28 protein-coding genes are annotated in these 25,298 nt (G+C 58.2%); 6 read left to right on the top strand and 22 right to left on the bottom strand.

The features are described from left to right. Window positions 1-133: 133 nt before the first annotated feature. From ACP26L_RS14395 to ACP26L_RS14355, 9 genes are all read right to left on the bottom strand, one after another. On the bottom strand, window positions 134-991 hold the full coding sequence (locus ACP26L_RS14395; protein WP_426453461.1) for a purine-nucleoside phosphorylase: 858 nt from the start codon (window positions 989-991) through the stop codon (window positions 134-136). A 91-nt stretch (window positions 992-1,082) separates the two neighbouring features. After that, window positions 1,083-1,910, bottom strand: coding sequence for a purine-nucleoside phosphorylase (locus tag ACP26L_RS14390; RefSeq protein WP_426453460.1), 828 nt, complete (start codon window positions 1,908-1,910; stop codon window positions 1,083-1,085). 219 nt (window positions 1,911-2,129) lie between these two features. Beyond that, entirely contained in the window at window positions 2,130-3,029 is a 900-nt protein-coding gene (gene xerD, locus ACP26L_RS14385) for a site-specific tyrosine recombinase XerD (protein ID WP_426453459.1), read from the bottom strand. A 135-nt stretch (window positions 3,030-3,164) separates the two neighbouring features. Then, complete coding sequence (locus ACP26L_RS14380; RefSeq protein WP_426453457.1) at window positions 3,165-3,407, bottom strand: YqzK family protein; 243 nt, start codon at window positions 3,405-3,407, stop codon at window positions 3,165-3,167. 135 nt (window positions 3,408-3,542) lie between these two features. Beyond that, the gene (ald, locus tag ACP26L_RS14375; protein ID WP_426453456.1) at window positions 3,543-4,667 is read right to left on the bottom strand and encodes an alanine dehydrogenase; all 1,125 of its coding nucleotides are present in this window, start codon (window positions 4,665-4,667) and stop codon (window positions 3,543-3,545) included. Window positions 4,668-4,791: 124 nt separating this feature from the next. Then, window positions 4,792-5,241: a Fur family transcriptional regulator gene (locus tag ACP26L_RS14370; RefSeq protein WP_426453455.1), complete on the bottom strand. Its 450-nt coding sequence runs from the start codon at window positions 5,239-5,241 to the stop codon at window positions 4,792-4,794. A gap of 115 nt (window positions 5,242-5,356) precedes the next feature. Continuing rightward, window positions 5,357-6,004 (bottom strand): stage II sporulation protein M, encoded by a 648-nt coding sequence (spoIIM, locus tag ACP26L_RS14365; RefSeq protein WP_426453453.1) that lies wholly within the window; start codon window positions 6,002-6,004, stop codon window positions 5,357-5,359. A gap of 131 nt (window positions 6,005-6,135) precedes the next feature. Beyond that, the gene (locus ACP26L_RS14360; RefSeq protein WP_426453452.1) at window positions 6,136-7,317 is read right to left on the bottom strand and encodes an endonuclease Q family protein; all 1,182 of its coding nucleotides are present in this window, start codon (window positions 7,315-7,317) and stop codon (window positions 6,136-6,138) included. Beyond that, window positions 7,314-7,883: an NUDIX hydrolase gene (locus ACP26L_RS14355; protein ID WP_426453450.1), complete on the bottom strand. Its 570-nt coding sequence runs from the start codon at window positions 7,881-7,883 to the stop codon at window positions 7,314-7,316. Before ACP26L_RS14355 ends, ACP26L_RS14360 begins: the two co-directional genes overlap by 4 nt. 205 nt (window positions 7,884-8,088) lie before the next feature. Between ACP26L_RS14355 and mciZ the strand changes: the two genes are divergently transcribed. Beyond that, a complete protein-coding gene (gene mciZ / locus ACP26L_RS14350; RefSeq protein ID WP_426453448.1) occupies window positions 8,089-8,352 on the top strand; it encodes a Z-ring formation inhibitor MciZ in 264 nt (87 codons plus the stop codon). Window positions 8,353-8,558: 206 nt separating this feature from the next. Here mciZ and ACP26L_RS14345 read toward each other — a convergent pair whose 3' ends face one another. Further along, the gene (locus tag ACP26L_RS14345) at window positions 8,559-9,701 is read right to left on the bottom strand and encodes a M20/M25/M40 family metallo-hydrolase (protein WP_426453446.1); all 1,143 of its coding nucleotides are present in this window, start codon (window positions 9,699-9,701) and stop codon (window positions 8,559-8,561) included. 74 nt (window positions 9,702-9,775) lie between these two features. Here ACP26L_RS14345 and prli42 point away from each other — a divergent pair, with 74 nt between their 5' ends. Next, complete coding sequence (gene prli42, locus ACP26L_RS14340) at window positions 9,776-9,871, top strand: stressosome-associated protein Prli42 (RefSeq protein WP_426453444.1); 96 nt, start codon at window positions 9,776-9,778, stop codon at window positions 9,869-9,871. Between the two features lie 27 nt (window positions 9,872-9,898). Here prli42 and ACP26L_RS14335 read toward each other — a convergent pair whose 3' ends face one another. From ACP26L_RS14335 to lpdA, 4 genes are all read right to left on the bottom strand, one after another. After that, on the bottom strand, window positions 9,899-11,278 hold the full coding sequence (locus ACP26L_RS14335; protein ID WP_426453443.1) for a dihydrolipoamide acetyltransferase family protein: 1,380 nt from the start codon (window positions 11,276-11,278) through the stop codon (window positions 9,899-9,901). Window positions 11,279-11,291: 13 nt separating this feature from the next. Next, window positions 11,292-12,272, bottom strand: a complete 981-nt coding sequence (locus ACP26L_RS14330) for an alpha-ketoacid dehydrogenase subunit beta (protein ID WP_426453441.1) — start codon at window positions 12,270-12,272, stop codon at window positions 11,292-11,294. A 1-nt stretch (window position 12,273) separates the two neighbouring features. After that, entirely contained in the window at window positions 12,274-13,284 is a 1,011-nt protein-coding gene (locus ACP26L_RS14325; RefSeq protein ID WP_426453439.1) for a thiamine pyrophosphate-dependent dehydrogenase E1 component subunit alpha, read from the bottom strand. A gap of 166 nt (window positions 13,285-13,450) precedes the next feature. Beyond that, the gene (gene lpdA, locus ACP26L_RS14320) at window positions 13,451-14,872 is read right to left on the bottom strand and encodes a dihydrolipoyl dehydrogenase (protein WP_426453437.1); all 1,422 of its coding nucleotides are present in this window, start codon (window positions 14,870-14,872) and stop codon (window positions 13,451-13,453) included. Window positions 14,873-15,081: 209 nt separating this feature from the next. Here lpdA and ACP26L_RS14315 point away from each other — a divergent pair, with 209 nt between their 5' ends. Then, complete coding sequence (locus tag ACP26L_RS14315; protein ID WP_426453435.1) at window positions 15,082-15,354, top strand: DUF2627 domain-containing protein; 273 nt, start codon at window positions 15,082-15,084, stop codon at window positions 15,352-15,354. A 33-nt stretch (window positions 15,355-15,387) separates the two neighbouring features. Here the strand turns inward: ACP26L_RS14315 and ACP26L_RS14310 are convergent, their stop codons facing one another. Then, window positions 15,388-15,687: a carboxymuconolactone decarboxylase family protein gene (locus tag ACP26L_RS14310; RefSeq protein ID WP_426454948.1), complete on the bottom strand. Its 300-nt coding sequence runs from the start codon at window positions 15,685-15,687 to the stop codon at window positions 15,388-15,390. 229 nt (window positions 15,688-15,916) lie between these two features. On the opposite strand from ACP26L_RS14310, the gene ACP26L_RS14305 reads away from it, so the two are divergent. The 3 genes from ACP26L_RS14305 (at window position 15,917) to ACP26L_RS14295 (ending at window position 16,891) form a co-directional block, all read left to right on the top strand. Beyond that, the gene (locus ACP26L_RS14305) at window positions 15,917-16,237 is read left to right on the top strand and encodes a hypothetical protein (RefSeq protein WP_426453434.1); all 321 of its coding nucleotides are present in this window, start codon (window positions 15,917-15,919) and stop codon (window positions 16,235-16,237) included. 82 nt (window positions 16,238-16,319) lie between these two features. Further along, the gene (locus ACP26L_RS14300) at window positions 16,320-16,505 is read left to right on the top strand and encodes a DUF2524 domain-containing protein (RefSeq protein WP_426453432.1); all 186 of its coding nucleotides are present in this window, start codon (window positions 16,320-16,322) and stop codon (window positions 16,503-16,505) included. A gap of 173 nt (window positions 16,506-16,678) precedes the next feature. Beyond that, window positions 16,679-16,891 (top strand): hypothetical protein, encoded by a 213-nt coding sequence (locus ACP26L_RS14295; protein ID WP_426453430.1) that lies wholly within the window; start codon window positions 16,679-16,681, stop codon window positions 16,889-16,891. A 192-nt stretch (window positions 16,892-17,083) separates the two neighbouring features. Here ACP26L_RS14295 and spo0A read toward each other — a convergent pair whose 3' ends face one another. From spo0A to dxs, 7 genes are all read right to left on the bottom strand, one after another. Next, window positions 17,084-17,884, bottom strand: a complete 801-nt coding sequence (spo0A, locus tag ACP26L_RS14290; protein ID WP_426453428.1) for a sporulation transcription factor Spo0A — start codon at window positions 17,882-17,884, stop codon at window positions 17,084-17,086. Between the two features lie 279 nt (window positions 17,885-18,163). Further along, a complete protein-coding gene (spoIVB, locus tag ACP26L_RS14285; RefSeq protein WP_426454946.1) occupies window positions 18,164-19,501 on the bottom strand; it encodes a SpoIVB peptidase in 1,338 nt (445 codons plus the stop codon). A gap of 155 nt (window positions 19,502-19,656) precedes the next feature. After that, window positions 19,657-21,360 (bottom strand): DNA repair protein RecN, encoded by a 1,704-nt coding sequence (recN, locus tag ACP26L_RS14280; RefSeq protein WP_426453426.1) that lies wholly within the window; start codon window positions 21,358-21,360, stop codon window positions 19,657-19,659. 34 nt (window positions 21,361-21,394) lie between these two features. Then, window positions 21,395-21,844, bottom strand: a complete 450-nt coding sequence (gene ahrC / locus ACP26L_RS14275; protein ID WP_013916406.1) for a transcriptional regulator AhrC/ArgR — start codon at window positions 21,842-21,844, stop codon at window positions 21,395-21,397. 10 nt (window positions 21,845-21,854) lie between these two features. Beyond that, entirely contained in the window at window positions 21,855-22,352 is a 498-nt protein-coding gene (locus tag ACP26L_RS14270) for a hypothetical protein (RefSeq protein ID WP_426453424.1), read from the bottom strand. A gap of 127 nt (window positions 22,353-22,479) precedes the next feature. Then, window positions 22,480-23,316, bottom strand: coding sequence for a TlyA family RNA methyltransferase (locus ACP26L_RS14265; RefSeq protein WP_426453422.1), 837 nt, complete (start codon window positions 23,314-23,316; stop codon window positions 22,480-22,482). A gap of 21 nt (window positions 23,317-23,337) precedes the next feature. Then, window positions 23,338-25,224, bottom strand: a complete 1,887-nt coding sequence (dxs, locus tag ACP26L_RS14260) for a 1-deoxy-D-xylulose-5-phosphate synthase (RefSeq protein WP_426454945.1) — start codon at window positions 25,222-25,224, stop codon at window positions 23,338-23,340. Window positions 25,225-25,298: the final 74 nt, after the last annotated feature.

The raw sequence follows: 25,298 nt of genomic DNA, 5'->3' as shown, positions 1-25,298 counted from the left end.
CACCACGACCCGCACCAGCGACAAAGGTGCGAACAAATCCAAGTAGCCTTGAGCATATGGACGCCAAAAAAAGGACTGCTGGAGCTCTTCGGGGCTCCGGCAGTCCTTTATTTAGAAGGATAACCATACGAAATCAGTGCGGCACTTGCGCTTCGGCAATAAATCGCTTAACGAGTTCAATGAAGACGGGCTTGGTCCGGTTCGCGACGGCAACCACCTGTTCGTGGGTCAGCGGTTCGAGCTCTTCGCCGACCGCCATGTCGGTGATGCAGGAGACACCGAGCACGCGCAGTCCGGCATGAGCGGCGGCGATGACTTCGCCTACCGTGGACATGCCCACGGCATCCCCGCCGAGCTTCGCAAGCATCGTCAGCTCCGCCGGAGGCAGATAATTCGGACCGGTGATGCCGGCGTACACGCCTTCCTGCAAACGCACGGCCTCGCCCCGATCCGCCGATATGCGACCGGCAATGCTTCCAGCCAGCGCTCGGTACTCGCGGCTGTACGCCTGCGACATGTCCGGGAAGCGGACCCCGAGCTCCGGATGGTGGATGCCGATCAGCGGGTTGTCCCCTGTGAGATTGAGATGGTCGGAGATCAGCATGAGATCGCCGGGCTGGAATGTACGGTTCATCCCGCCCGCCGCGTTCGTTATGACAAGCGCCCCCACCCCGAGCTGTTTCATAACATAGATCGGGAACACTACTTTTTTCATGGAGTAGCCTTCGTAATAATGGAAGCGTCCCTGCATGACGATGACCTGCCGGCCTTCCAGTCGTCCGATCACGAATTGACCGGCATGCCCCTCCACTGTGGATACGGGAAAATACGGAACGGCCTCATAAGGCAGGATGACGGGATCCTCCACTTGATCGGCCAGATCCCCGAGCCCCGAGCCCAGTACAAGCCCAAAATCCAGCCGGCGCCGGTCGATCCGGTCGCTGATCCACTGAGCAGCCTCCAGAATATGCTGAACATAGTTCGGTTCCATGTCCTATCCGCTCCTCTCTCTCGTTGAAGGTGCCCCCGCAGCCGGGGCGGCGGAGACCCTCCGTTTCTCTGCTCCCGCTGTGACCGCCGTTTTACATCCGGCCGATTATGCCGAGCACGAGCTTCAGGAATTTTTGCTTGACGCGGTCCGTCGTTTCCATCACTTCCTCATGCGACAATGGCTGATCCAGAATGCCGGCAGCCATGTTCGAGATACACGAGAAGCCCAGCACCTCGATGCCCGCATGCCTGGCCACGAGCACCTCGGATACGGTGGACATGCCTACCGCGTCGGCGCCGAGCGTACGCATCATGCGGATCTCCGCCGGCGTTTCGTAGGACGGGCCGAGCAGTCCGATATAGACGCCCTCCTTGAGGGCCAGTCCCTGCTCACCCGCCACTTCATGGGCAAGGGCACGCAGACGTCTGCTGTACGCCTCGGACATGTCCGGGAAGCGGACGCCGAGCTCGCTGAAGTTCGGCCCGATGAGCGGGTTGCGGGACGTGAAGTTGATATGGTCGCTGATCACCATCAGGTCGCCCGGCTCATAGGACGTATTGACACCGCCCGCCGCATTGGTGACAAGCAGCTTCTCCACGCCGAGCTCCTTCATGACGCGGACGGGGAAGGAGACCGTCTCCACCCCATACCCTTCATACATATGGAAGCGGCCCTTCATTAGGAGCACATGACGGCCTTCCACCGTGCCGAGCAGCAGCTCACCCGCATGCCCTTCCACCGTCGAAACGGGAAAGTGAGGGATATCCTGGTAAGGAATCGTAACGGCATCCTGTACGAGATCGGCAAGAATGCCGAGCCCCGAGCCCAGAATGAGGGCGATCTCCGGCGTCGCCGGGTATTGTCCGCGGATAAATGCTGCGGCTTCTTTGATGTTCTGCAGTACGTTAGCTTTGTCCATACTTCTGCAGCCTCCTTCATTGATCATCGGTATGTATGTGTTCCTCAAGACAAATCTACCGTTATTATCGCAAATGCAGAGGCCTATTGCAAAAACGGGATGCCCCGCCGCTTATGCCGTTCCCCGGATGCAGCCCAAGCAGGCCCCCTCCCCACAACTCCGTTAGGGGATAGAGCCTGCTGCTTGTTGGTATGGCCGGGTGCTTCCCTTCCGGCCTGCTTACTCCATCCGGGCCCGGGGGTGGGCACGGTCATACACTTCCTTGATCTTCCCCCGGTTGAGCTGGGCGTAGATCTGCGTGGTCGAGATGTCGGCATGCCCCAGCATCTCCTGCACCGAGCGCAGGTCCGCCCCATTCTCAAGCAGATGGGCGGCAAAGGAATGCCGGAGCGTATGGGGCGTAATCTCCTGCCGGATCTCGGAGTCGGTGGCATACTTCTTGATGATCTTCCAGAAGCCCTGGCGGGTCATCCGCGTGCCCAGGTGGCCGACGAAGAGGGCCGGTTCCGGCTTCGATGCCTTGAGCAGCTTCGGCCGCATGGACTCGATATAGGCGCTGACGTACTGCGAAGCGATCTCACCGAGCGGGACGATCCGCTCCCTCCCCCCGCTGCCCGAGCAGCGAATGAACCCGAGAGACGTATTCACGCTCTCTACGTCAAGGGAAATGAGCTCCGAAACGCGGATGCCTGTGGCGTACAGCACTTCGAGCATCGCCTTGTCTCGCATCCCGTTCGGCGTTGACGTCTGGGGAGCGCCCAGCAGCTTGCCCACCTCCTGGATGGACATCACCATCGGCACGCGCTTCACCGGCTTCGGTGATTCGAGATGGATCGTCGGATCCGAATCCAGGAGATGCTCTCTAACCAAATATTGGTACAATGCACGGATGGACACCATGCTCCGTGACAGGGTAGCCACCGCTCTGCCCTTCTGCTTGAGCCCGAGCAGATAACCCGATATGTTGATTCTGGAGCTGGCCTGCAGCGAGAGGACCCCTTGGCTCTCCAGATAATCCAGATACTGCACGAGATCCCGCTCATAGGAATCCAGCGTGTTCTTGGCCAGACCCTTGTCTTCGGACAAATAACGGATAAAAGCTTGCAGTTGTTCTCTCATGCGATTAGGTATCCCCTTTTATGTAGTACAGAGGCAGTCCCTTATCTTTTCCACACGATCGTTCTATTCTCCTGCCGCCTACCCTGATTTTCTTACAAGCTGCGGTCTTCCCTGTGTCTTAGGGCCCAGGAATCGTTATTCCCCGATCTCGTAGAACAGCCTGAGCCGATCTCCCATCGTGCCGGTCCCAGCCAGCGCATCCCCCTCGTTCAGGAACACCTTCACCGCCCGGCCCTCGGGCTGCCTGTACCGGCTGCCCGGCTCGATCCAGGTGGTGATCAGCAGGAGGGCATGATACAGTGCTACCGTAAAAGCCGTGAACAGGAGCAGAAAGCGAAAGCGTTCTTTCCATTTGCGCAGAGAAAAATGAAAAATCATAGCCTGTACCTCCCAAGGTGCCGGAGGTGTCCGTGCAGGCGGACACCGGGCGTCTTAAGAAGAGACTATGATCCTCTGGTCAAAAATATGCGGATTCGCCTGCTCAGCCCTGTCCGGACGGCTGGGTTCCGGCGGCTACGAGATCGGCAGCAGCGAGTCGAGCCCCGTATAAGGAAGTCCTACCGCTTCCGCCACAGCCGGATAGGTCACATGCCCCCGGTACGTATTCACGCCGAGCTTCAGCGGCGGATTGCCGTACAATGCGCGGGTTACCCCTTTGCCCGCAATCTCCAGCGCATACGAGATCGTCACATTGGTGAGCGCCAGCGTTGAGGTACGGGGCACGGCCCCCGGCATGTTGGCGACGGCATAATGGATGACGCCGTGCTTCTCATAGGTTGGCTGGCTGTGCGTCGTAACGCGGTCGACCGTCTCGATCGAGCCGCCCTGATCTACGGCGACATCGACGATCACCGCTCCCGGCTTCATCGTCTTCACCATGTCCTCTGTGACGAGCTTCGGCGCGCGGGCACCCGGGATGAGGACGGCTCCGATCAGGAGATCGGCCTTCTGCACGGCATTGGCGATATTGTACGGGTTCGACATCAGCGTTCGGATGCGGCCGAAAAAGACGTCGTCGAGGTAGCGCAGACGGTCCGCGCTGCGTTCGATGACCACGACATTGGCGCCGAGGCCGAGCGCCATTTTGGCGGCATTCGTGCCGACGATGCCTCCGCCGAGGATAATCACATCGGCCGGAGGCACACCCGGCACACCTCCCAGCAGTATCCCCCGGCCCCCGTAAGACTGCTCGAGGAACTGGGCGCCGACCTGCACGGACATCCGGCCGGCGACTTCGCTCATCGGTGTGAGCAGCGGCAGCCCGCCGCTCGGCAGCTGGATCGTCTCATAGGCGATGGAGGTGACCTTGCTGCGCACGAGCGCCTCGGTCAGCTTCGGCTCGGCAGCCAGGTGCAGATATGTGAACAGCGTCAAGCCCTCGCGGAAATAGTCGTACTCGGAGGGAAGCGGCTCCTTGACCTTCATGATCATCTCGGAGCGGGCCCATACCTCCGCCGCTTCCGGTACGATCTGCGCCCCTTCTCCCGCATACTCCTCATCACTGAAGCCGCTGCCGCCCCCTGCTCCGCTCTCAATCAGCACCTCGTGCCCGGCCGCATGCAGCATCGCCGCACCGCCCGGCGTCAGAGCCACACGGTTTTCGTTGTTCTTCAGTTCCTTCGGAATGCCAATAATCACAGTAACCGCCTCCTTTGATCACGCAAACGTCTGTTTTATAGCGTTAGCCAAGCGGGCCGTATTATGTGGGACAATACAAAAAACCTTCTCTCTTGGAATCAGATCCAGGGGAAGGTTTCGTTTCTCACGATTTGTTCTTATCACGGCAGCGGTGGCAAATGCCTTGGAAGTCCAGCCGGTGATCGAGAACCTGGAAATTGAATTCCTTGTCCAGCCGTTCCTCCAGTGGTCCGAGCCAATCTTCCATGATCTCATCCACGGCGCCGCACTGCACACAGATTAGATGATGATGGTGGTGATGAGTGCTGTCATTACGCAAGTCATAACGGGCCACACCGTCTCCGAAGTTCATTTTCTCCACAACATGGAGCTCGCTCAGAAGCTCCAGGGTCCGGTAGACCGTTGCAAGTCCAATCTCCGGGGCTTTATCCTTAACGAGCATGAATACGTCCTCGGCACTCAGATGGTCTTCTTCGTTCTCGAGGAGCACACGCACGGTGGCTTCCCGCTGGGGCGTCAGTTTATAGCCTTGCGATTGCAGCTGCTGTTTGATTTTTTCAATTCGAGATTCCATGCTTCTCCCCCTACAATCGAAAGCAACCGCTCCGGGTTTCGCGGACGGCATCCCACCAGGGGCACTGCCGCATGCTTACATTATAGGTTCTGGGTTGCCGGAAAGTCAAACCTTATTAGGACCCCGGCAGTGTGAGCAGCATGGGCGTCACCCACTTCATCATCACGGGCGACAGATAAGCCTCCAGCCCGGCTACCCCGACCAGCAGCACCGCCGACCCCACCATCGTGCCTGTGAAGCGCATGAACGGTTCGTAAAGTGCCCCCTTACGGGAGATGAACCGGTTCTTGACGAGATGCACGGTGAAGGCCATCGCAGTCACGCTGCATACGATAAGCACCGGGATGATCACCAGGTTCGGGGGAACGACGGACACGAGTGCGAACAGCAGTCCTTTCCACGAGAGTGTCCCTACCATATATCCGACGGTGAAGCCGATCAGCACCCCTTTGAGAAAATCGAGGATGAGGATGAGCGGGAGCCCGATCACAGAGATGCCGAGCAGCCAGATCAGCAGAATCCACTTGATATGCATGCCGAAGGCTTCACGGAAGGATCCGGCCCCTTCCCCGTCCAGCGCGCCCTGGTGGACCGAAGAAAAGAAGTTGCCGAGATACCGGGCAATCTCCTCCCGCTGTTCGATCGAAAGGGCATTCACCATCACGGCCCCGAATACGACGCCTGTTACAAAGACGACGCCGACAAAAATGTAGAATGACAGGTGCTCTTTCATGTACAGCTCCAGCGTCCGGCTCTTCAGCATCGCCCATGCCTCCTTGTCCATATGGAACATCATATGAAGGCATGGACAAGGTTATGACTGCAGTAAAAAGTCGTCCCGCCGGAACGGCTCCGGAAGCATACAGGGAGCGCATCCCGGGCACCCGGCCTGCTCTACTTCTTCACCCGCCCGTACTTCCCTCCGCCTCCGGTTTCGAGCTGCAGGGTCCCGGCGCGGGCGTCCATAAGATACCCGGCGATCGTCTCCCCCGCCGCCTCCTCCAGCTCTTCGCGGGAGGCACGGTGCAGCAGGTTCATCTCGGTGCCGAATCTCTCCAGCAGCCGGCCGAGCAGTTTCGGTCCAAGCCCCGGAATATACTCAAGAGGCACCTGATTCCGGTATGGCGGCCTGCTCTTCGGCACATACGGCTCATCGCGGTCGGCGATGGACAGGATCCGGTCCATCACCCCGCGTACAATCTTCGTGCTGCCGCAGTAGAGGCAGCGCTCCGTCACCACGGCGCCGCCCTCATCCAAGATGGAGGAGCAGCTGTCGCAGTAGGTTCGGTGATACTTCCCGAGGCGCGGATTAAGGCCGTAGTTCGCCAGCACGCCCCGCCCCGCCTCACCGGCCAGCACCCGCCGCAGCTCGCTGAAAGACGCCTCCTCCATCGCGAACTCGTTGTATTCCCGCCCGATCTTCGGCAGGGAATGGGCATCGGAGTTCGTGAGGAATGTGTAGCGGTCGAGCTCGCTGATGTAGCCGGCCATGACGGAGTCGGCGCTCAGGCCGAGCTCCACCCCGGCGACGCCTTCCAGGTCAAACAGATGCTCCATCCGGCTCGAGCCGCTGCCGTAGACGCTCTTATGCGGCGTGAAGATATGCGCCGGGACGAGCAGCCCTCCGCGCCCGAGCACCTCCTGCTGAAGCTCCCGGGAGGGAACGTACAGCCGCTGCGAGCTCAGCTGCACGTTTTTCATGTGCTTCGACAGCCAGCCGGTGAACGACTGCATGTCGGCCAGCTTCGGCAGGTAGGCGATCAGGTGCACGGGACCCATGCCGGGTTCGCGCACCTCCAGCTCGCAGCCGAGCATCACCGTTGTCCGGTGGTAAGCGATGCCGCCTTCGGGGTGTTCCTCCATCTCCCCGTTCATGAGGTAATGCTCCATCTCGCGCTGAACGCCCGGTGAATGGGAGTCGATAATGCCGATGATCTCGATGCCCTTTCGCTCCGAAGCTTCATGGGCGATATTGTAGAAGGTCAGGTTGTTCGCCGCGCTGATCTTGACCGCTTCCCCCGCTTCCGTGCGCCCGATGTGAATATGCAGATCGGCATAATACGGCTTCAGGCTCATTCGGGCAGCGATCCTGTCAGGCGGTAGATCTGCCAGGCATAGACGGCCATGATCGTCTTGGCGTCGGAGATCCGGCCGTCCCGAATATACTCCTGCGCTTCTTCGAAAGTCAGCTCCTCGACGTTCAGGAACTCGTCTTCGTCCGGCTGGGCATCTCCTGCGATGAGTTCCTCTGCGACGTACAGGTGAATGATCTCATCGGCAAACCCGGGCGAGGTATAAAAAGAGGACAACAGCCGGATCTTCCCGCACCGGTAGCCGGTCTCCTCCTGGAGCTCCCGCTGGGCTGCTGCGAGCGGATCCTCCCCGGCGTCGAGCTTGCCTGCCGGAATCTCAACCTGGCTGCGCTCCAGCGGCTTGCGGTACTGCTCCACCATCAGGATCTTGTCGTCCTGTGTCAGGGCCAGCACGGCTACCGCCCCCGGATGCTTCACGATCTCGCGGGTCGCTTCACCGCCTCCCGGCAGCTTCACGGTATCTACCTGCAGCGAGATGATCTTACCCTGAAAGACCGGCTCGGTCGATATAGTAATTTCTTCAAATTTTTTGGGAATGGGACGTGTCATACCGATTCCTCCTCCGCTTCTGCGGGTATTGTATTGGTACAGCCTTTTCACATTATACCAGAAGTCAGGGACCAACCCGAAACCGGTGGACCTTGCATCGTTGAATCGAGCGCTGGTGAGATACAAATTCTTAGATGTGGACATAACCAATCAGTATCCAGCATAAGGTGGACTATAGCATCCTATCAAGCTGGGAGGGAATTCTATGAAATCCTATGTGACCGAGCAGCAGCTCCGACTCGTCGGCAAAGCCTGGGAAATCCGCAAGTACCTGCAGCGCGCCTTGGAACGCGCCGCGGCAGACGTGCCTCTCGCAGCCCTTCTCGACGGCACGCAGAGCTTCTCCGTACCGAAGGGCAAGCGGGTGATCCGTTCCGCAGCCGCCGTCTCGGGAACGTTCCGCGGGGCGGCTTACGCCCGGCAGAGCCGCATGTCCGATGTCTCCTCCGCCTATTCCCCCATGAGCTAGAGGGGTTCCCATACTGCAGCACCGGCCCCGTCCGTTTAGAGTGAATCCGGGGTCTTTTTGACCCCCAGGTGTACATGAGCCGGCTGAGCTCCCAGGATGCAGCCCTGCCGGCTCGTCCAAGTTCCGCGAACAGCAGGAAGCCGCCCTTATCAGCGATAAGCGCGGCTTCCTTTGTCTCTTCTTCCCTGTGTATGATCAATCCCTATCTAAGCTTGGCCTTGGGCGGCCGTTTCCTTCACAATCGCGACCACGACTTCCGCGGTCTTCACGAGATCGGATACGGCGATGCGCTCCTTCGTCGTGTGGATGTCGAGGTAGCCTACCGCCAGGTTCACGGTCGGAATCCCGATGCCGTTGAACATGTTGGCGTCACTGCCGCCGCCCGAGTGGAAGGTGCGCGGCGTGCAGCCGACACTCCGCAAAGCGGCGGAGGCGAGCTTCACGACCGGCGCCGTTTCATCATACATGTAAGCCGGATAGATGACTTCGCTCTTGAACTCGAGCTTCGCCCCCATCTCCTCAGCCGCCGATTCGCAGGCGGCACGCATTTTCTCCACCTGGGCGTACATCTTCTCGTCCGTGATGGAGCGTGCTTCGCCTTCCAGCCGCACCCGTTCGACCACGATGTTCGTCGCACCGTCAATGCCGCCTTCGAAGCGACCGATGTTGGCCGTCGTCTCGTTATCAATACGCCCGAGCGGCATGCGGGAGATGGCTTTGCTCGCCACGGCAATCGCCGAGATGCCGTCCTCCGGGTTCACGCCCGCATGGGCGGAGCGGCCCCAGAAGGTGATATAGATCTTGGCCTGGGTCGGAGCCGCCACCGCAATGTCCCCGATCGTGCCGTTGGAGTCCAGCGCGTAGCCGAAATCCGCGTCGACCAGCTTCGCATCCATGCTGCGGGAGCCGAGCAGTCCCGACTCCTCGCCCGCCGTGATGGCGAACTGGATCTGGCCGTGCGGAATGTGGTTCTCCTTGAGCACACGGATCGCTTCGAACATGGCGGCAAGGCCTGCTTTGTCGTCCGCTCCCAGGATCGTCGTCCCGTCGCTGCGGATGTAGCCGTCTTCCCCCAGCTGCGGTTTTACCCCCTTGCCCGGGGTGACCGTGTCCATGTGGGAGGTGAAGAAGAGCTTCGGCGCTCCTGTCACCCCCGAAGGAGCGAGGGTGAAGAACAGGTTGCCCGAGCCGTGGCCGGTCTTCGAAGCGGAGTCGTCTTCCTGGACGGTCAGGCCGAGCGCCGTGAACTTCTCCTTGAGCACCCGAGAGATCTCCTCTTCGTGCTTCGTCTCGCTGTCAATCTGCACCAATTCCATAAATTCCGCGACCAGCCGCTTTTCCTGAATCATGGACTTTCCTCCCGTATCCCCGTTGGGTTAAAATATAGGTATAGCCTTTCCATTTACAAGGAGCTGAACACGCTTTGCGAAACAAGACCATATTTAAAATCGTCGTTTATGTCATGATTGCATCCATGCTGCTCTCCACGGTCCTGCTGACCGCCGCTTCGTTCTATTAGAACCGGGGCCCACAAGACGTACGGAACTCAGTAGAGCTTCGTCTCCTGGTTGTACCCTTCCAGGTTCTCCTTCACCCGCTGAAGGAAGCGGCCGCAGATGACGCCGTCAAGGATCCGGTGGTCGAGGGACAGGCACATGTTCGCGATGGAACGTACGGCGATCATATCCTGAATCACCACCGGTTTCTTCACGATGGACTCGAAGGTCAGGATCGCGGCCTGCGGATAATTGATGATCGGATAAGAAAGAATCGATCCGAACGACCCGGTGTTGTTCACCGTGAACGTCCCGCCTTCGAGTTCGCTCAGCGACAGCTTGCCGGCTCTTCCCCGCTTGGTCAGATCATCGATCTCGCGGGCAAGGCCGGCAATTGTTTTTTCGTCGGCCTTCTTGATGACCGGCGACAGGACAAAGTCCTCCGTCCCCACCAGCAGCGAAATATTGATGTCCTTCTTCACGATAATCTTGTCTACGCCCCAGACCGAGTTCATGATCGGGTAGTCCTTAATCGCATTGACGACCGCCTTCAGCACGAACGCCAGGTAGGTCAGGTTGATGCCTTCCTGCTTCATGAATTCGCCCTTGAGCTTGTTGCGCAGATGCACCAGGTTCGTCACGTCCACTTCGATCATCGTCCATGCATGCGGGATCTCGGTCACGCTCTGGCGTGTCCGGCTCGCAATGATGCTGCGCACCGGCGTCACGTCCACCAGGTATTCGCGCCCTCCGGTATGGTGGCCCTCAGCCTCCACATTGGTATGCGGTGGATTCTCCGACAGGTGGATTCCCGTCGTGCGGACCGGCATCTTAGGTGAAGACGGCACGAAGACGCCTTCGGCCGCTGCAGCAGCCGCTGCGTTACGATCGGCCTGCGCCACCGGCATCACCCCGCCCTGTATGCCAGCGCCTGCTGGATTGGCTGCTCCGCCTGCTGCGATATACGCCTCGACATCCTTGCGCGTGATGCGCCCGCCAAGACCGCTGCCGCTGAGGGAGTCCAGCGCGATCCCGTGCTCGGCCGCCAGCTTCAGTACGGCCGGCGAATATCTGCTGCGCATGCCCACATCCGAGGACGCCGGGCCTGCAGGCCGGGTCGTCCCTGCCGGAGCCCCCGCCGCCGGCTTAGCCGGGCTGCCCGATGCGGCCCCCGCATTCGGCTCCTCAATATAGCAAAGCGGTGCGCCCACAGGAGCGGTTTCCCCTTCGGCGACCACCAGACTGACGAGTCGTCCTGCGATAGGCGAAGGCATTTCCACGGTCACTTTATCCGTGATCAGCTCGCAAAGCACATCGTACTGCTCGATGATATCGCCGGGCTGCCTCAGCCACTTGCCGACCGTAGCCGACACCAGGCTCTCGGCCAGGTGGGGTACGGGAACGGCGGTTCCTCTCGTCTTCTCGCTCATGTAGCTTATCCTCCTAGAACAAGGCCAGCTTGCGCATGGCTTCCATGATTTTGTCCGTGCTGAGCAGGAAGAATTTCTCCATCGGAGGATTCATCCCCACGGCAGGCACATCGGGACCGCACAGGCGCATGATCGGCGCATCGAGCTCGAAGAGCAGCTCTTCGGCGATGATAGCCGACACCTCGGCCCCGACGCCCCCTGTCTTGTTGTCTTCATGTATAATCAGCACTTTGCCTGTCTTCGAAACGGCAGCCAGGATCGCTTCCTTATCGAGCGGCTGCAGTGTCCGCAGATCAAGCACATGCGCGGAAATGCCTTCCGCGGCCAGCTCCTCCGCAGCCCGCAGGGCGTATTGGACCGTAATGCCGTAGGAAATCACGGTGATATCCGTTCCCTCCCGCTTCACGTCCGCCTTGCCGATCGGCACGATGTAATCCTCTTCAGGCACCTCGCCGGTAATGCCGAGATAGCACTTCTTATGCTCAAAATACAGGACCGGATCCGCATCCCGGACCGCCGCCTTAAGCAGCCCCTTCGCATCGTACGGATTCGAAGGAGCGACGATTTTCAGGCCCGGAATGCCGAAGAATACCGATTCCGGACACTGGGAATGATAGAGCGCCCCGCCGCCCGTCGCCCCGTAAGGAGCCCGTACGACCACCGGGCAGTTCCAATCGTTATTGGAGCGGTAGCGGATCAGCGCCGCCTCGGAGATGATCTGGTTCGTCGCCGGGAAGATGAAATCTGCGTACTGCATCTCGGCGATCGGCTTCATGCCGTACATGGCCGCCCCGATGGCTACCCCGGCGATGGCGGATTCCGCCAGCGGCGTATCCATCACGCGCTCTTCGCCGAACTGGTCGCGCAGTCCCTTGGTCGCGTTCATCACGCCGCCCTTGCCTACGTCCTCGCCGAGCACGAAGACCGACTCGTCGCGCTCCATCTCTTCTTTCATGGCCGTCCGGATGGCCTCAAGATATGTAATCACCGCCATGCTAGCGCCCCTCCTCTTCCGCGTATACATGCCGCAGCGTATCCTCGGGGAGCGGGAACGGCGCCTGCTCGGCGTATTGGGTCGCCTCGGTCAGCTCCGCCTTGATGAGCTCCGCCAGCTCCGCTTCCTGCTCGTCGCTCCACAGCCCCGCCTGAACCAGATACTGCCGGAAGACCGGGAGTCCGTCCTTCGCCCGGTTCTCCTCCACTTCCTCCTTGGTGCGGTACAGCAGATCGTTGTCCGAGGTGGAGTGGGGCGGAATGCGGTACATGACCGCTTCGATCAGAGTCGGCCCTTCTCCGCGGACCGCCCGTTCGCGGGCTTCCTTGACGACGCGGTACACCTCAAGCGGATCACGGCCGTCGACCTTCACGCCGGGGAAGCCGTAGCCGGCCGCCCGCTCGGCGATGCTGCCAGCCGTCTGCTTGTGCAGCGGTACGGAGATCGCGTATTGGTTGTTCTCGCACATGAAGATGACAGGGAGCTTGTGCACGCCGGCGAAGTTGCAGCCTTCATGGAAGTCTCCCTGGTTGCTCGACCCGTCCCCGAAAGTGACGAACGAGACGAAGTCCTTGCGCTGCATCTTTGCAGCCAGGGCGAAGCCTGCGGCGTGCGGAACCTGGGTGGTGACCGGCGAGGAGCCCGTCACGATATTCAGCTTCTTATGACTGAAGTGGCCCGGCATCTGCCGGCCCCCGCTGTTCGGGTCTTCGGCCTTGGCGAAGACGGAGAGGAGCAGCTCCTTGATCGTCATACCAACGGTCAATACGAAGCCGTAGTCACGGTAATACGGCAGAAAATAATCCTTTCCCTTCTGCAGGGCGTACGCCGCAGCAACCTGCGCCGTCTCCTGGCCGATCCCCGAAACGTGGAAGGCGATCTTGCCGGAACGCTGCAGCACGAAGCCGCGCTCGTCAAACATACGGGCCTTCAGCATATATGTATACATCTCGACGACCTGCGCATCCGTGAGACCAAGCTGGCGGTGTTTATGCATTTGTCCGATGGACATGGGAGGAACCCTCCTTGTAGGATACTGACCCGGCACAAGGGCTGGGTCTAATACCAGGTGCTAATACTACCTAATACATCTATATTATAATCTCTTCCGAATATGAAAACAATTTAGTATGAAGAGATTCATTAGTTCTTCATTATCCCTCTCGGGTCAAAGCTGCCTACATCGTGATCGACCGGCCGTCCACGGCAAGCATTGCCTCGCCGAGGATCTCGGACAGTGTCGGGTGAGGATGCATCGCAGTCCCGACCTCCCAAGGCGCCGCCTCCAGCAGCTGTGCCAGCACGGCTTCCGAAATATAGTCGGTCACATGCGCGCCGATCATATGAACGCCGAGGATATCGTTCGTGCGTGCATCTGCGACGACCTTCACGAACCCGTCCGTCTCTCCCAGCACGAGCGCCTTGCCGAGCGCCTGGAAGTGGACCTTGGACGTTTTGACCTCATGGCCGCGTTCCTTGGCCTGTGCCTCCGTCCAGCCGACCGAGGCCATCTCCGGACGCGAATACACGCATCTCGGAATCCGGTGCGGTGCATAGCGGTGCGTCTCCTGCCCGCAGATATGCTCTGCGGCGGCGATGCCCTCGTGGCCGGCGGCATGCGCCAGCTGTACACCTCCGGTGCAGTCGCCCACGGCATATATATGGTGCTCGGCCGTCTGCATCGAGGCGTTCACCCGGATGAAACCTCCCTCAATCTTCACGTCCGTATTCTCGAGGCCGATCCCTTCCACGTTCGCCTGCCGGCCTACGCTGACCAGCGCTGCCCCGGCTTCGAGCACCATGCGCTCTCCCCGCTGCTCCGCCTCGATGGATAACCCGGCGGCATTCCTTCGGTACGTTTCGGGCAGCACCGTGCAGCCGGTATGGATCGTGACCCCGCGCTTTCTGAGCAGCCGCTCGAGCTCCCGGGAGATGTCCTCTTCTTCCCCCGGCACAAGCCTTGGGCCTACTTCGGCAACCGTCACCTTCACCCCGAAATCGCTGAGCATGGATGCCCATTCAACACCGATGACCCCGCCTCCGATGATCAGCATCGAGGCCGGCAGCTCTTCCATCCGCAGCGCGTCATCGCTGCTTAGTACGGTAACCCCATCCGGCTCCAGACCCGGCAGCACACGAGGCCGCGATCCGGTTGCGAGAATCAGCGCCTCCGGTACAAGGGAGAGAATCTCCCCATCCGCCTGCTCGACGGAAACCGCTCCGCTGCGCGGCGAGAAGATCGACGGTCCGATCACCCGGCCTTTGCCATAGAACACCTGTATTTTATGTTTGCGCATGAGATACTGCAGGCCGGTATGCAGGCCTTCGACCACTTCATTCTTGCGGCGCAGCACCTGCGGGAAGTTCAGCTTCATCTCCCCGGTTTCGATTCCGAATCTTGTGCTTTCCTTCACTAATGCATATACTTCGGCGCTGCGCAGCAGTGCCTTGCTTGGAATACACCCTCTGTGCAGGCATGTGCCTCCGAGCTTGTCCTCTTCCACAATGGCCACAGACTTGCCGAGCTGCGCGGCCCGGATCGCTGCAGAATAACCGCCTACTCCGCCTCCGAGCACCACCACGTCAAAATTTTGGGACATCTTACCATTCCTCCTGCGTTAGGTCATTCTCTCTATTCTACCTCTACTTCCCGTAAGAAATATAGGTCCAATTTGTGAACATGCATGAATCCGGCACGGATTTATGGTAACTTAGTAGGGTATGCATGGCCTCTGACCTCCTTACGGAGCAGAAGTTCATGCCATAAGTCGACCGTGTCCGGCCTCTGCCGGATGAAGAAGGAGCCTGCATGAAAGCCCCATTCTACCGATTTATCGCTATCCTGATGCTGGTCATCCCCGGCCTTATGGCCACCTATGGGTTCTTGGCCGTCAAGGATGCCTGGTTCGCCCAATTCGATCTGAACGTCTCCGACCCCGGCATCCAGTGGGGCAAGCTGCTTTTTGGCCTCCTGCTGTTTGCTGCAGGGGTTGCCTTTATCGGCGGCTGGATTTTCTTCCGTGACCGCAAGCGCAATTATGTGGCCCCCCGGTTCCGGGCCAACAAACGCAAAAAGGGATAGGCCCCCGCCTACTCCCTTTTTTTTCTCTGGCTGCTACTGCTTTCCGTAAGTGAGAGAGCCCAGCGCCTGCTGGACACGGGTCACGCCCTGGGAGAGAATATGCCCGCTGCCGACAGCGGCAGCCACGGCCATCGCCTCCAGCACTTCCTGCTTCGAAGCTCCTTTGGACAAAGCTTCCTCCACATGATACATCGTGCACACCTCATTATTCGCATAGAGCGCAATGCCAAGTGCGATCAGCTGCTTTTGCTTTTCCTCCAGTGCACCGGGAGCGAAACAGCTGCCCGTAAAACCATGGTATGCATCGACCATAGCGGGCATATGCTCTTTCATGTGCCCGACGCCGATTTTGTAAGAGTCCGTTTTCGATTCCATTTGCATCTGCTCCACCTCCAGGCTGTACCCGGATTATCCTTCCCACCCGCTCAGGGAGGTATGCGGTTCAGCGCAAAAATAAAAGCACAAAAAACAAAAAAAACACGAAAACACTTACAAAATTCTACAAACCAGAGGAAAATGCTGTGCTATAATGTGTGGTATCCCAGTGCAAGGAGTAGATTCAATGCAAAAAACTTGTCAAAAAATTGTTCGTGTTCAGGATGGTCTGATTACGGAAATTTATGATGGCTTGGTCTACCGTATCTTCAGTGATAACGACAGCGCATTGAAGGAGTTGTTGATGGAGGATGTGGGTCTGGACTTCGATACGATCCTGCATACCTATGAGAAGTTGATATATGATCTCGCCTGCTCGGGCAGCGAAGTCCGTGCCTTCCTGATGAAACGGCTTCCGGAAGGATGGATGGATTGGGCTCACGCTATCTATTCGGAACACGGGCAGGAAGACAAGCAGCTTGTTCATACGTCGCAGCCGATCCTGTAATTGGCTGGGGTAAGGCGGCATGACTCTTTCTTGTGCACCCCATACTAAGGGAGCCAATTCACAACGAAGGAGGTGCACGAAGATGCTTGAACATCTCGAAAGCAATTACGACTGCGCCGAAGCAGGCCAGGATCTTCATGCGCTGCTCAGCGAGCTTGCAGAGCTGAGAGGCCGAGGCCCCGATGTGGACGCGCTCGCTTCCGAGCGGATCAACCGCCTGGAGAATCAGATTTCTTTCATCAAAAACAAATGCGATATCAGACCTTAGCTTTTATCTTCTCTCGCCCTTATGTCTGTACAAGCGGGAAACCCACTGCCGGACGCTGCCGTTCGGCTTTTTTTTCATGTTGGCTGTTAAAAGATGGCTTCATTCTTCCGATATATATGCTAACGGATACACAAGTTAACGGAGGGATGAGTATGTATTGTCTGGACAGTGATTTGAAACTGAGAATTGCCGCCGCCTGCGAAGTCGACGTAATGGTGCTGCGCGGCGAACAACGGATCGATGCGGGACAGGTTACGGAAGTAGACGCGGACTGTGTGGAAATCAATCGCGTGCCGTACAGCAAATCCCTGTATACCTTCTGGGACCTTACGCTCTGGGGCGGCTCAAGCGAACTGCAGGAACCTCAGGCAACGTTCACTTCCTGACCGTGGGCGCCGGATATGCCGGTTGCCGGTTCCAGACCTCTGACGCCACATATTATACAAGAATGACGCTTGGACCTTACCCGTCCCAGCGCCATTCTTTTTGGTGTGTTACAGCCCTAACCTCACCGGCATATAACGACCCGGAAGACTAACGATATGTTATTCATCCCCAGGGTCTGAGCCGGCTCCCTTTCAAGAAACCTTGTGCTCGATTCGCAGTTTGTCGGCGACCATCGCGATGAATTCCGAGTTGGTCGGCTTCGCCTTGGAGATATTGATGGTGTAGCCGAACAGGTGCGAAATGCTGTCGATGTTGCCGCGCGTCCAAGCGACTTCAATCGCATGACGGATGGCGCGTTCGACGCGGCTCGGAGTCGTCTTGTATTTCTCGGCAATCGCCGGATACAGCGTCTTCGTGATCGCACCCAGAATCTCGATGTTGTTGTAGACCATCGTAATCGCTTCACGCAGATACTGATAGCCCTTGATGTGCGCAGGCACGCCGATCTCATGGATAATTGTCGTAATGTTCGCGTCGAGATTCTTGCCCTTCGGCAGCTGCACCACATTCTTCATTCCGGAAGAATTGGACATCATCGGCATCGACTGGTTGGTCGAGACCAGCTGGCGGATGCGGTTCGTGAGGATCTCCATGTCAAACGGCTTCAGAATATAGTAGGAGGCGCCAAGCTGTACAGCCTTCTGGGTGATATTCTCCTGGCCGAAGGCCGTCAGCATGATGATCTTCGGCTGCGGGTTCAAGTCCATCTCGCGGAGCTTCTCGAGGACCCCGAGACCGTCAAGATGCGGCATAATAATATCCAAAATGAGTACGTCCGGCACCTTGGCGCTTTGTTCGATCAAACGCAGCACGTCGTTTCCGTTATAGGCAACACCGGCAACCCTCATATCGTCCTGATCGTCGATAAACTCCGAAAGCAGATTCGTAAACTCCCGATTGTCGTCTGCTAAAAGAACTTCAATGGTTTGCAACGTCTAACTCCTCCTTCATTTACGGCAATTGACTTTAGCATTTTTTACCTAGCTTATGAATTCGACATGGGCATCAAAATTCCTTCTGTCGAATATTATTTTTCTGGATTTTTTTTCGATGATATTTTATAATAATTAATTTAATCCATCATTATACATTTATCGACATCAGCTCGGCGAAAGCGGCAAAGGCTGACCGCAGGAATCCTTACAGCGCGTCATCCGTTTCCTCAATCCCTCTCCTCAACATCCCTACACATATAAAAAAACTGAAGGCCGCTAACTCGCCTTCAGTTCCTGTACATCCCCTGTCGTCGGCCTCAGCATGATGCCGGCATCCTGCAGCATCCATTCGATAAAGCAGCCGTAGCCGCTGGTCGGATCGTTGACGAAGACGTGGGTGACCGCGCCGATGACTTTGCCGTTCTGGATGATCGGACTTCCGCTCATCCCTTGGACAATGCCGCCCGTCTTCTCCAGCAGTCTCGGGTCGGTAATCTTGATCACCATGCCCTTGGTCGCCGGATAATCCTGCTTCGCGACATGTACCACTTCAATATCGAACTTCTCCACCTTCTGTCCGCCTACCACCGTATAGATCTGGGCGGGTCCTTCCTTCACTTCCTCTGCAAAAGCTACCGGAAGCGCCTTTTCACTGAGACTATGGCTGGGCGACTCGAACATTTTGCCGAAGATGCCAAACTGCGTATTGCGTTCGATGTTGCCGATGGCTTTCCCGTCCTTCGGGAAGATCGCACGCTTCTCCCCCGGCTCGCCGTTCTGGCTCTTGGAGATGGATGTTACGTTGGAATGCACGATCTCCCCGTTGCCGACCTTGATCGGAGTCTGGGTGTCCATATCGGTAATCACATGTCCCAGGGCGCCATATACTCCTTGATCCGGAGCGTAGAACGTCAGCGTCCCTACGCCTGCAGCCGAATCGCGGATATAGAGCCCGAGACGGTAGGCTTTGTCTACGATGTCATAGGCTGGCGTGATCGCAATATCGAATGTTTCCGTGCCGCGGACGATCGTCAGCATAATTTCTTTCTTGGCTTCACCTGCCGCTTTGACAAGCTCCGCCACCTTGCTGACCTCGCTTACCGGCTTCCCGTTCATCTTGACGATGAGGTCGCCAAGCAGCACCTTGGCTTCTTCGCCGGGGGAGGTCTTCTTGTCCTCGGCCACGGCAACCAGGTGATGGCCCACAACCATGATGCCGGCCGACTTCAGCTTGACGCCGATGGTCTGGCCGCCGGGAATGACCTTGAGGTCGGGAACCACATTCACTTTGACGGTCTTGAGCGGTATCGCTCCGAAGAGCTTCAGCTTCATCTCCGTCTGCCCTGCCTTATAAGTCTGAAGCGAAATCGGATGATGTAAATCCACTTGGAATGAGTGCTCCGCCGTGCCGTTCACCTTCAGGATCTCCGGGTGGGACACGGTCACCATCGCATTGACCGGCATTGATAGCTGCAGATGGGCTTGCTGTCCGGTGAAGAGCCGGACTTCCTCGGGGAATGAGGCAAAGCTGCGGAAAGGCGTGGTCAGGCTACCCAAACAAACGAAGAGGACGAGCAGTAATCCAATCAATCTTTTTCTCTGGTTGGAACTCAATTCGCTCACGCTCCCTTGCTTCCTGCTTAGCGGGCACGGAAGGCGGCACCAGGGCCGCCTCTCCGTGTCACACCTGCAATGTGCACCGCCGTTTGTGTACCTTTAAGATTGCCTCACGGGATTTCTTTTATGTTACGTAATTGCTCCCTAAGCTCTCAGACCATCCTTGCCTTCTTATCATTTGCCAGACCGAGCATTTCCTGCGCGTGCTGCAGCGTCTTGTCGGTCACTTCGACCCCGCCGAGCATCCGGGCCAGTTCGTGAATCCGGCCGTTCTCGTTCAAATCATCGATATTCGTATAAGTGCGGTTGCCGTCAACACGCTTATGAATGAGATAATGCACATCCGCCATGCAGGCTACCTGTGGCAGGTGGGTAATCGAGAACACTTGGCACGCGTCAGCGAGCTTCGACATCTTTTCGGCGATCGCCTGCGCCGCACGCCCGCTCACCCCTGTGTCGACCTCGTCGAATACGAGCACCGGAATCCGGTCCACCCGCGCAAAGATCGACTTCAGGGCAAGCATCACCCGGGAGATCTCCCCGCCTGATGCAATCTTGCTCAGGGAGCGGAGCGGCTCTCCGGGGTTCGCCGAGATGAGGAATTCGACGAGATCGCCGCCTTCTCTCGTCAGCTTGCGCTGCGGCCCTTCGTGCGGCGCAAAGTTGACTTTGAACTGCGTCCGCTCCATATGGAGACCGCGAAGCTCGGATACGATCTCGCCGGCGAGTTCCTCGGCTACCGCCATTCGTTCCACGGTGAGCCTGTCCGCCAGTCGATCGACGTTCTCCCTCGCTTTGGCTTCTTCCTTCTGAAGCTGCTGCAGCTTCTCATCCTTGTTCTCGATGAGATCGAGTTCCCGTTCAATCTTGTCGGCATGCGCCAGAATCTCCGCGACATTCTCTCCGTACTTCCGCCGCAGTGAAGAGATCGTGTCGAGCCGCTGTTCGATGAAATCGAGACGCACCGGATCGAATTCGATCTCCTCCCGGTAGTCCCGTACTTGATACGCCGCATCCTCCAGCTGGTAGAAAGCGCTCTGCACCTGCTCCACCAGCGGTCCCAACTTGGCGGTATCCAGCGGTGCGATATCCTGAAGCTTCTGCACCGCCTTCGATACGGCGTCAAGCCCCTTATTGCCATAGAGCAGATCATAGGCGTCCGACGCGTTCTGGTACAGTCTTTCGGCGTTCGCGAGCTTCCGCTTCTCATCGCCGAGGGCCTCGTCCTCCCCCGCCTTGAGCTTCGCGGAACGGATCTCCTCGACCTGAAACCGGTACAGGTCCAGCATTTGCAGTGCCTGCTTACTCGTCTCCTGCAGCTCGCGCACCTGCCTGCGAACCGCCTGATAAGCGTCGAATGCCTGCTGGTACTCCCGCTTGACCGGGAGAATCCGGCTCTCTCCGAACAGATCAAGCCAGCGGATATGCTCCTCGATCTTGAACAGAGATTGGTGCTCGTGCTGTCCGTGGATGTTGACGAGCCATTCTCCAATCTCCTTCAGCGTAGCGAGATTGACCAGATGACCGTTCACCCTGCTCGTGCTTTTGCCCGCTGCCGTTATTTCTCTGCGTATGATAAGATGCTCATCTTCCCCGGGTTCTATTCCTATCCGTGCCACAACGCTCCAGACCGGATGATCGGATGCAATCTGGAACAGCGCTTCAATCGTGGCCTTGTCACTTCCGTACCTGACCAGATCCGTGGAGCTGCGCCCTCCCGCAATCAGGCTCAGCGCGTCGATAATAATCGATTTGCCCGCGCCCGTTTCGCCCGTCAGCACATGAAAGCCTCTCTTGCAGTGCAGTTCGACGTGCTCGATCACCGCCAAATGACGAATGGATAATTCCAGCAGCATATTCATGCACCTCTTCACACTATAGATTTGCGGGTCAGCTCAGCATCCCCAGGACTTGATTCACCACATGTGTGCTGTGGTCCCGGTTGCGGCAGATGATAAGGACCGTATCGTCCCCGCAGATCGTTCCCATGATCTCATTCCACTCGAGCGAATCAATCAGTGCGGCAATGGTGTTGGCCGTACCCGGCAGGCTCTTCAGCACAACCAGATTCTCCGTGTAATCGATATGTACGAAGTGATCGTTCAGCGCCCGCCGCAGCCGCTGCAGCGGATTATACCGTTGATCGGCAGGCACCGAATATTTGTACCGGCCGTCATCCAGCGGCACCTTGACGAGATGAAGCTCCTTAATATCACGGGAGATGGTCGCCTGCGTGACATGGAAGCCCGCATTCCGGAGCTGCTCCACCAGCTCGTCCTGCGTCTCGATTTCATTGTTCGTGATGATTTCGCGAATTTTGATATGCCGTTGGCCTTTCATGATTTCCTCCCTATTCGTTTGCGACCTGCAGCTCGAACTCGTAACAATCCACGGTACCTCCCTGCAGGTTCACATACAGCACGCCTGCGGTCTGGGGATAAAGCAGCTGGTAGACCAGCAGCCTTTCTCTGATGGCACTGCCCGTCCTCTCGAGGGGCATACGCTCCTTGGCTACCTTCACGGCATAATAAGCGCCGTCCCTCTGCGCCACATAATCGATGAAGAGCCGGCTGTGCAGCGTTTCCCGGCGGTTAACCGCAATATCCAGCATTACCCGTTTTTTGCCGCTCAGCACCTCGTATCCGAGATCCTTCAGCAGCTGGGACGCTTCGTCTTCGGGCGGCTCTTCAAGCCCGCTCAACAGCTCCGGCAGTCCTTCCTCTTCCACCACTTCTTTCATCCTGGACCGTGCGGCCAAGTAAAGCCAACCGCCCAGCACCGCCACCACCAGCAGAATGATGAATCCGTCGCCGCTCTGCATGCGCTTCACCTCGACATCAGATTCCAACAGGATCGCTCACTGCCTAACCACTTGCCTGCAGCATCTGCCGCTCCCGTAAGACTGCCGGATTGGTGCCCTAGGTGAAGGGGCGGACTGAAGGGGGTCATGCGTTTTTATTAAAAAAACTCATCCGTTAAGATGAGCTCTGCATGTTTTGCGACTCTTGAATGACCTGCCGGATGCACTGGCCGAGCGCTTCGCCGGTGATCCCCTGCTCGTCCGAATTCCCAAGATAAGCCAGGAATTCGATATTGCCTTCCCCGCCCTTGATCGGGGAGTAAGTCAGTCCCTTGACCGAGAAGCCAATCTCCTGTGCAAAAGCCAGAACGGACTCCAGCACTTCGCGGTGTACCTCGGGCTCCTTCACTACGCCGGTCTTCGGCACCTTCTCGCGCCCCGCTTCAAACTGCGGCTTGATGAGACAAGCCACGGCCCCGCCGGGAGCGAGAATTGCCTTCAGCGGCGGAAGGATCAGCTTCAGCGAGATGAAGCTGACGTCGATGGAAGCGAAGGTCGGTACCGGACCTGGAAGCTCCCCGGGCTGCATGTGGCGGAAGTTCGTCCGCTCCATAACACATACCCGGGGGTCCTTGCGCAGCGACCAGTCGAGCTGGTTATAGCCCACATCGACGGCATACACATAGGCCGCGCCGTTCTGCAGCGCGCAGTCGGTGAAGCCGCCCGTCGAGGCGCCGATATCGAGCATCGTCACTCCCTCGAGGGGGATGCCGAAGGTCTTCAGCGCCTTCTCCAGCTTGAGGCCGCCGCGGCTGACATACGGATGGATAGCCCCCTTGACCGTAATCGGCGAGGTGCGGGGCACCTTCGTGCCGGCCTTGTCGACCGGCTCACCCGATACGAGCACGAGCCCCGCCATGATCGCCGCCTTGGCTTTCTCCCGTGTTTCGTAATAGCCCTGCTCTACGAGCAAGACGTCCAGCCGTTCTTTCTCTATCTTTTCTCCTGCCATGATTGCTCCTTGAATGGGCGCTTAAGCGCGCTGTCTCTTGCGGGGAACGAGCGTCTGCAGCTCTTGAACGAGCCGTTCGGCTGTCAGCCCTACTTCCTGGCGCTGCTCCTTCACGGAGCCATGCTCCACGAAATAATCCGGTACGCCGACCAGCTTGATCCGCAGGCCGTAGATGCCCTGCAGAGAGTAGAACTCCAGTACGCCGCTGCCGAAGCCGCCGAGCTGGGTCCCCTCCTCCACCGTGATAACCGGGATATCTTCGCCCGCAATGGCATTCAGCATCGCTTCGTCCATCGGCTTGATGAACCGAGCGTTGACGACACGAACCTGTGTGCCTTCCTTGGCCATGGCCTCGGCTGCTTCGAGAGCCGCCGGGATCATCGGACCGACAGCCAGAATGACCGCGTCATTGCCCGGACGTACGACCTCCCAGGTGCCGATCGGGATCTCCTTCAGCGTCTCATCCATCGGAACCCCAAGTCCATTGATCCGCGCATAACGGACGGCAATCGGCCCGTCATTATAGCTTACCGCCGTCTTCATCATGTGCCGCAGCTCGTTCTCGTCCTTCGGCATCATGAGCACCATGTTCGGAATACTGCGCAAATACGCGATATCGTATACCCCGTGATGCGTCTCGCCGTCCGGACCTACGAAGCCCGCACGGTCGATGGCAAAGATGACATTGAGGTTCGCACGGCAGATGTCGTGCACGACCTGGTCATACGCACGCTGCAGGAAGGTCGAGTAGACGGCGAATACCGGCTTCAGCCCGATGGTCGCAAGTCCCGCCGAGAACGTAGCGGCATGCTGTTCGGCAATGCCCACATCGAACATCCGGTCCGGGAACCGCTTCGCGAAGGGGAGCAGACCGGAGCCGCCCGGCATGGCCGGCGTGATGGCGACCAGCCGCGGATCCTGTTCCGCGAGCTCGATCAGCGTCTTGCCGAACACTTCCGTATACATCGGCGGGCCTACCGTCTTCAGCACCTGGCCGGATTCGATCTTGTACGGCGAGATCCCATGCCACGTATGGGAGTCGGCTTCCGCAGGCGAATAGCCTTTGCCTTTGGTCGTAATCACGTGCACGAGCACCGGACCGTTCACCTTGTCGGCCTGCTTCAGGGTCTCGATTAGCAGCGGCAGGTTATGCCCGTCGATCGGCCCGAAGTAGGTGAGCCCCAGCTCTTCGAACCATACGCCCGGCACCACCATGTACTTGAAGGCATCCTTGAGGCGCTCGGCCGTTTTGGCCAGTGTCCCCCCGATCGCCGGCACCTTCTTGATCAGATGCTCGACTTCTTCCTTCGCTTTCTTGTAATGGCGGTCGGAGCGGATCCGTGCCAGGTAATTGCTCAGCGCGCCTACGTTCGGCGCGATGGACATCTCATTATCGTTCAGAATGACCATCAGCTTCCGCTTCTCGTGGCCGATATGGTTCAGCGCTTCCAGCGCCATCCCGCCGGTCAGCGCGCCGTCTCCGATCAGAGCGACGACGCGGTTGGCATCCCTGTTCAGGTCGCGGGCGACCGCCATCCCCATCGCCGCCGAGAGCGAGGTGCTGCTGTGTCCGGCTTCCCAGACATCATGCTCGCTCTCCGCGCGCTTGACGAAGCCGCACATGCCGTGATACTTGCGGAGCGTATCGAACCGCCCCATCCGGCCGGTCAGCATCTTATGAACATAAGATTGATGACCGACATCATATATGAATTTGTCCGTTGGACTGTCAAACAAATAGTGCAGAGCAATCGTTAACTCGACAACACCAAGGTTCGACGCGAGGTGACCGCCGGTGACCGATAGCTTCTCGATAAGAAACTGTCTCGTTTCCGCAGCCAGTTGCTCCAGCTGTTCAGCCGTCAGAGCTTTCAGGTCTTCCGGCCCGTGAATTTGATCGAGCAGCACGCTTGTTCCCTCGCTTTCCGTCGTTGGAATGTAATTGCCTGATGCCTTACCGCTTGATGCCGAGACGATGCCCG

It is taken from the genome of Paenibacillus sp. S-38, assembly GCF_049942825.1.
Classification (GTDB): Bacteria; Bacillota; Bacilli; order Paenibacillales; family NBRC-103111; genus Paenibacillus_G.
The sequence above is the reverse complement of the archived record's forward strand: the minus strand, read 5'-3'. Positions and strand labels throughout refer to the sequence as shown.

Excerpts from the sequence above, each read along its gene's own strand:
- ACP26L_RS14360 (WP_426453452.1), bottom strand. The coding sequence starts at position 7,317 with ATGAGCCTGAAGCCGTATTATGCCGATCTGCATATTCACATCGGGCGC.
- ACP26L_RS14370 (WP_426453455.1), bottom strand. The coding sequence starts at position 5,241 with ATGGAATCTCGAATTGAAAAAATCAAACAGCAGCTGCAATCGCAAGGC.
- xerD (WP_426453459.1), bottom strand. The coding sequence starts at position 3,029 with ATGAGAGAACAACTGCAAGCTTTTATCCGTTATTTGTCCGAAGACAAG.
- ACP26L_RS14390 (WP_426453460.1), bottom strand. The coding sequence starts at position 1,910 with ATGGACAAAGCTAACGTACTGCAGAACATCAAAGAAGCCGCAGCATTT.
- ACP26L_RS14315 (WP_426453435.1), top strand. The coding sequence starts at position 15,082 with ATGAAAGCCCCATTCTACCGATTTATCGCTATCCTGATGCTGGTCATC.
- ACP26L_RS14305 (WP_426453434.1), top strand. The coding sequence starts at position 15,917 with ATGCAAAAAACTTGTCAAAAAATTGTTCGTGTTCAGGATGGTCTGATT.
- ACP26L_RS14380 (WP_426453457.1), bottom strand. The coding sequence starts at position 3,407 with ATGATTTTTCATTTTTCTCTGCGCAAATGGAAAGAACGCTTTCGCTTT.
- ahrC (WP_013916406.1), bottom strand. The coding sequence starts at position 21,844 with ATGAAAGGCCAACGGCATATCAAAATTCGCGAAATCATCACGAACAAT.
- ACP26L_RS14300 (WP_426453432.1), top strand. The coding sequence starts at position 16,320 with ATGCTTGAACATCTCGAAAGCAATTACGACTGCGCCGAAGCAGGCCAG.
- ACP26L_RS14310 (WP_426454948.1), bottom strand. The coding sequence starts at position 15,687 with ATGAAAGAGCATATGCCCGCTATGGTCGATGCATACCATGGTTTTACG.
- ACP26L_RS14325 (WP_426453439.1), bottom strand. The coding sequence starts at position 13,284 with ATGTCCATCGGACAAATGCATAAACACCGCCAGCTTGGTCTCACGGAT.
- recN (WP_426453426.1), bottom strand. The coding sequence starts at position 21,360 with ATGCTGCTGGAATTATCCATTCGTCATTTGGCGGTGATCGAGCACGTC.
- ACP26L_RS14330 (WP_426453441.1), bottom strand. The coding sequence starts at position 12,272 with ATGGCGGTGATTACATATCTTGAGGCCATCCGGACGGCCATGAAAGAA.
- spoIIM (WP_426453453.1), bottom strand. The coding sequence starts at position 6,004 with ATGCTGAAGAGCCGGACGCTGGAGCTGTACATGAAAGAGCACCTGTCA.
- mciZ (WP_426453448.1), top strand. The coding sequence starts at position 8,089 with ATGAAATCCTATGTGACCGAGCAGCAGCTCCGACTCGTCGGCAAAGCC.
- ACP26L_RS14265 (WP_426453422.1), bottom strand. The coding sequence starts at position 23,316 with ATGGCAGGAGAAAAGATAGAGAAAGAACGGCTGGACGTCTTGCTCGTA.
- ACP26L_RS14395 (WP_426453461.1), bottom strand. The coding sequence starts at position 991 with ATGGAACCGAACTATGTTCAGCATATTCTGGAGGCTGCTCAGTGGATC.
- ACP26L_RS14335 (WP_426453443.1), bottom strand. The coding sequence starts at position 11,278 with ATGAGCGAGAAGACGAGAGGAACCGCCGTTCCCGTACCCCACCTGGCC.
- ACP26L_RS14355 (WP_426453450.1), bottom strand. The coding sequence starts at position 7,883 with ATGACACGTCCCATTCCCAAAAAATTTGAAGAAATTACTATATCGACC.
- lpdA (WP_426453437.1), bottom strand. The coding sequence starts at position 14,872 with ATGTCCCAAAATTTTGACGTGGTGGTGCTCGGAGGCGGAGTAGGCGGT.
- ACP26L_RS14345 (WP_426453446.1), bottom strand. The coding sequence starts at position 9,701 with ATGATTCAGGAAAAGCGGCTGGTCGCGGAATTTATGGAATTGGTGCAG.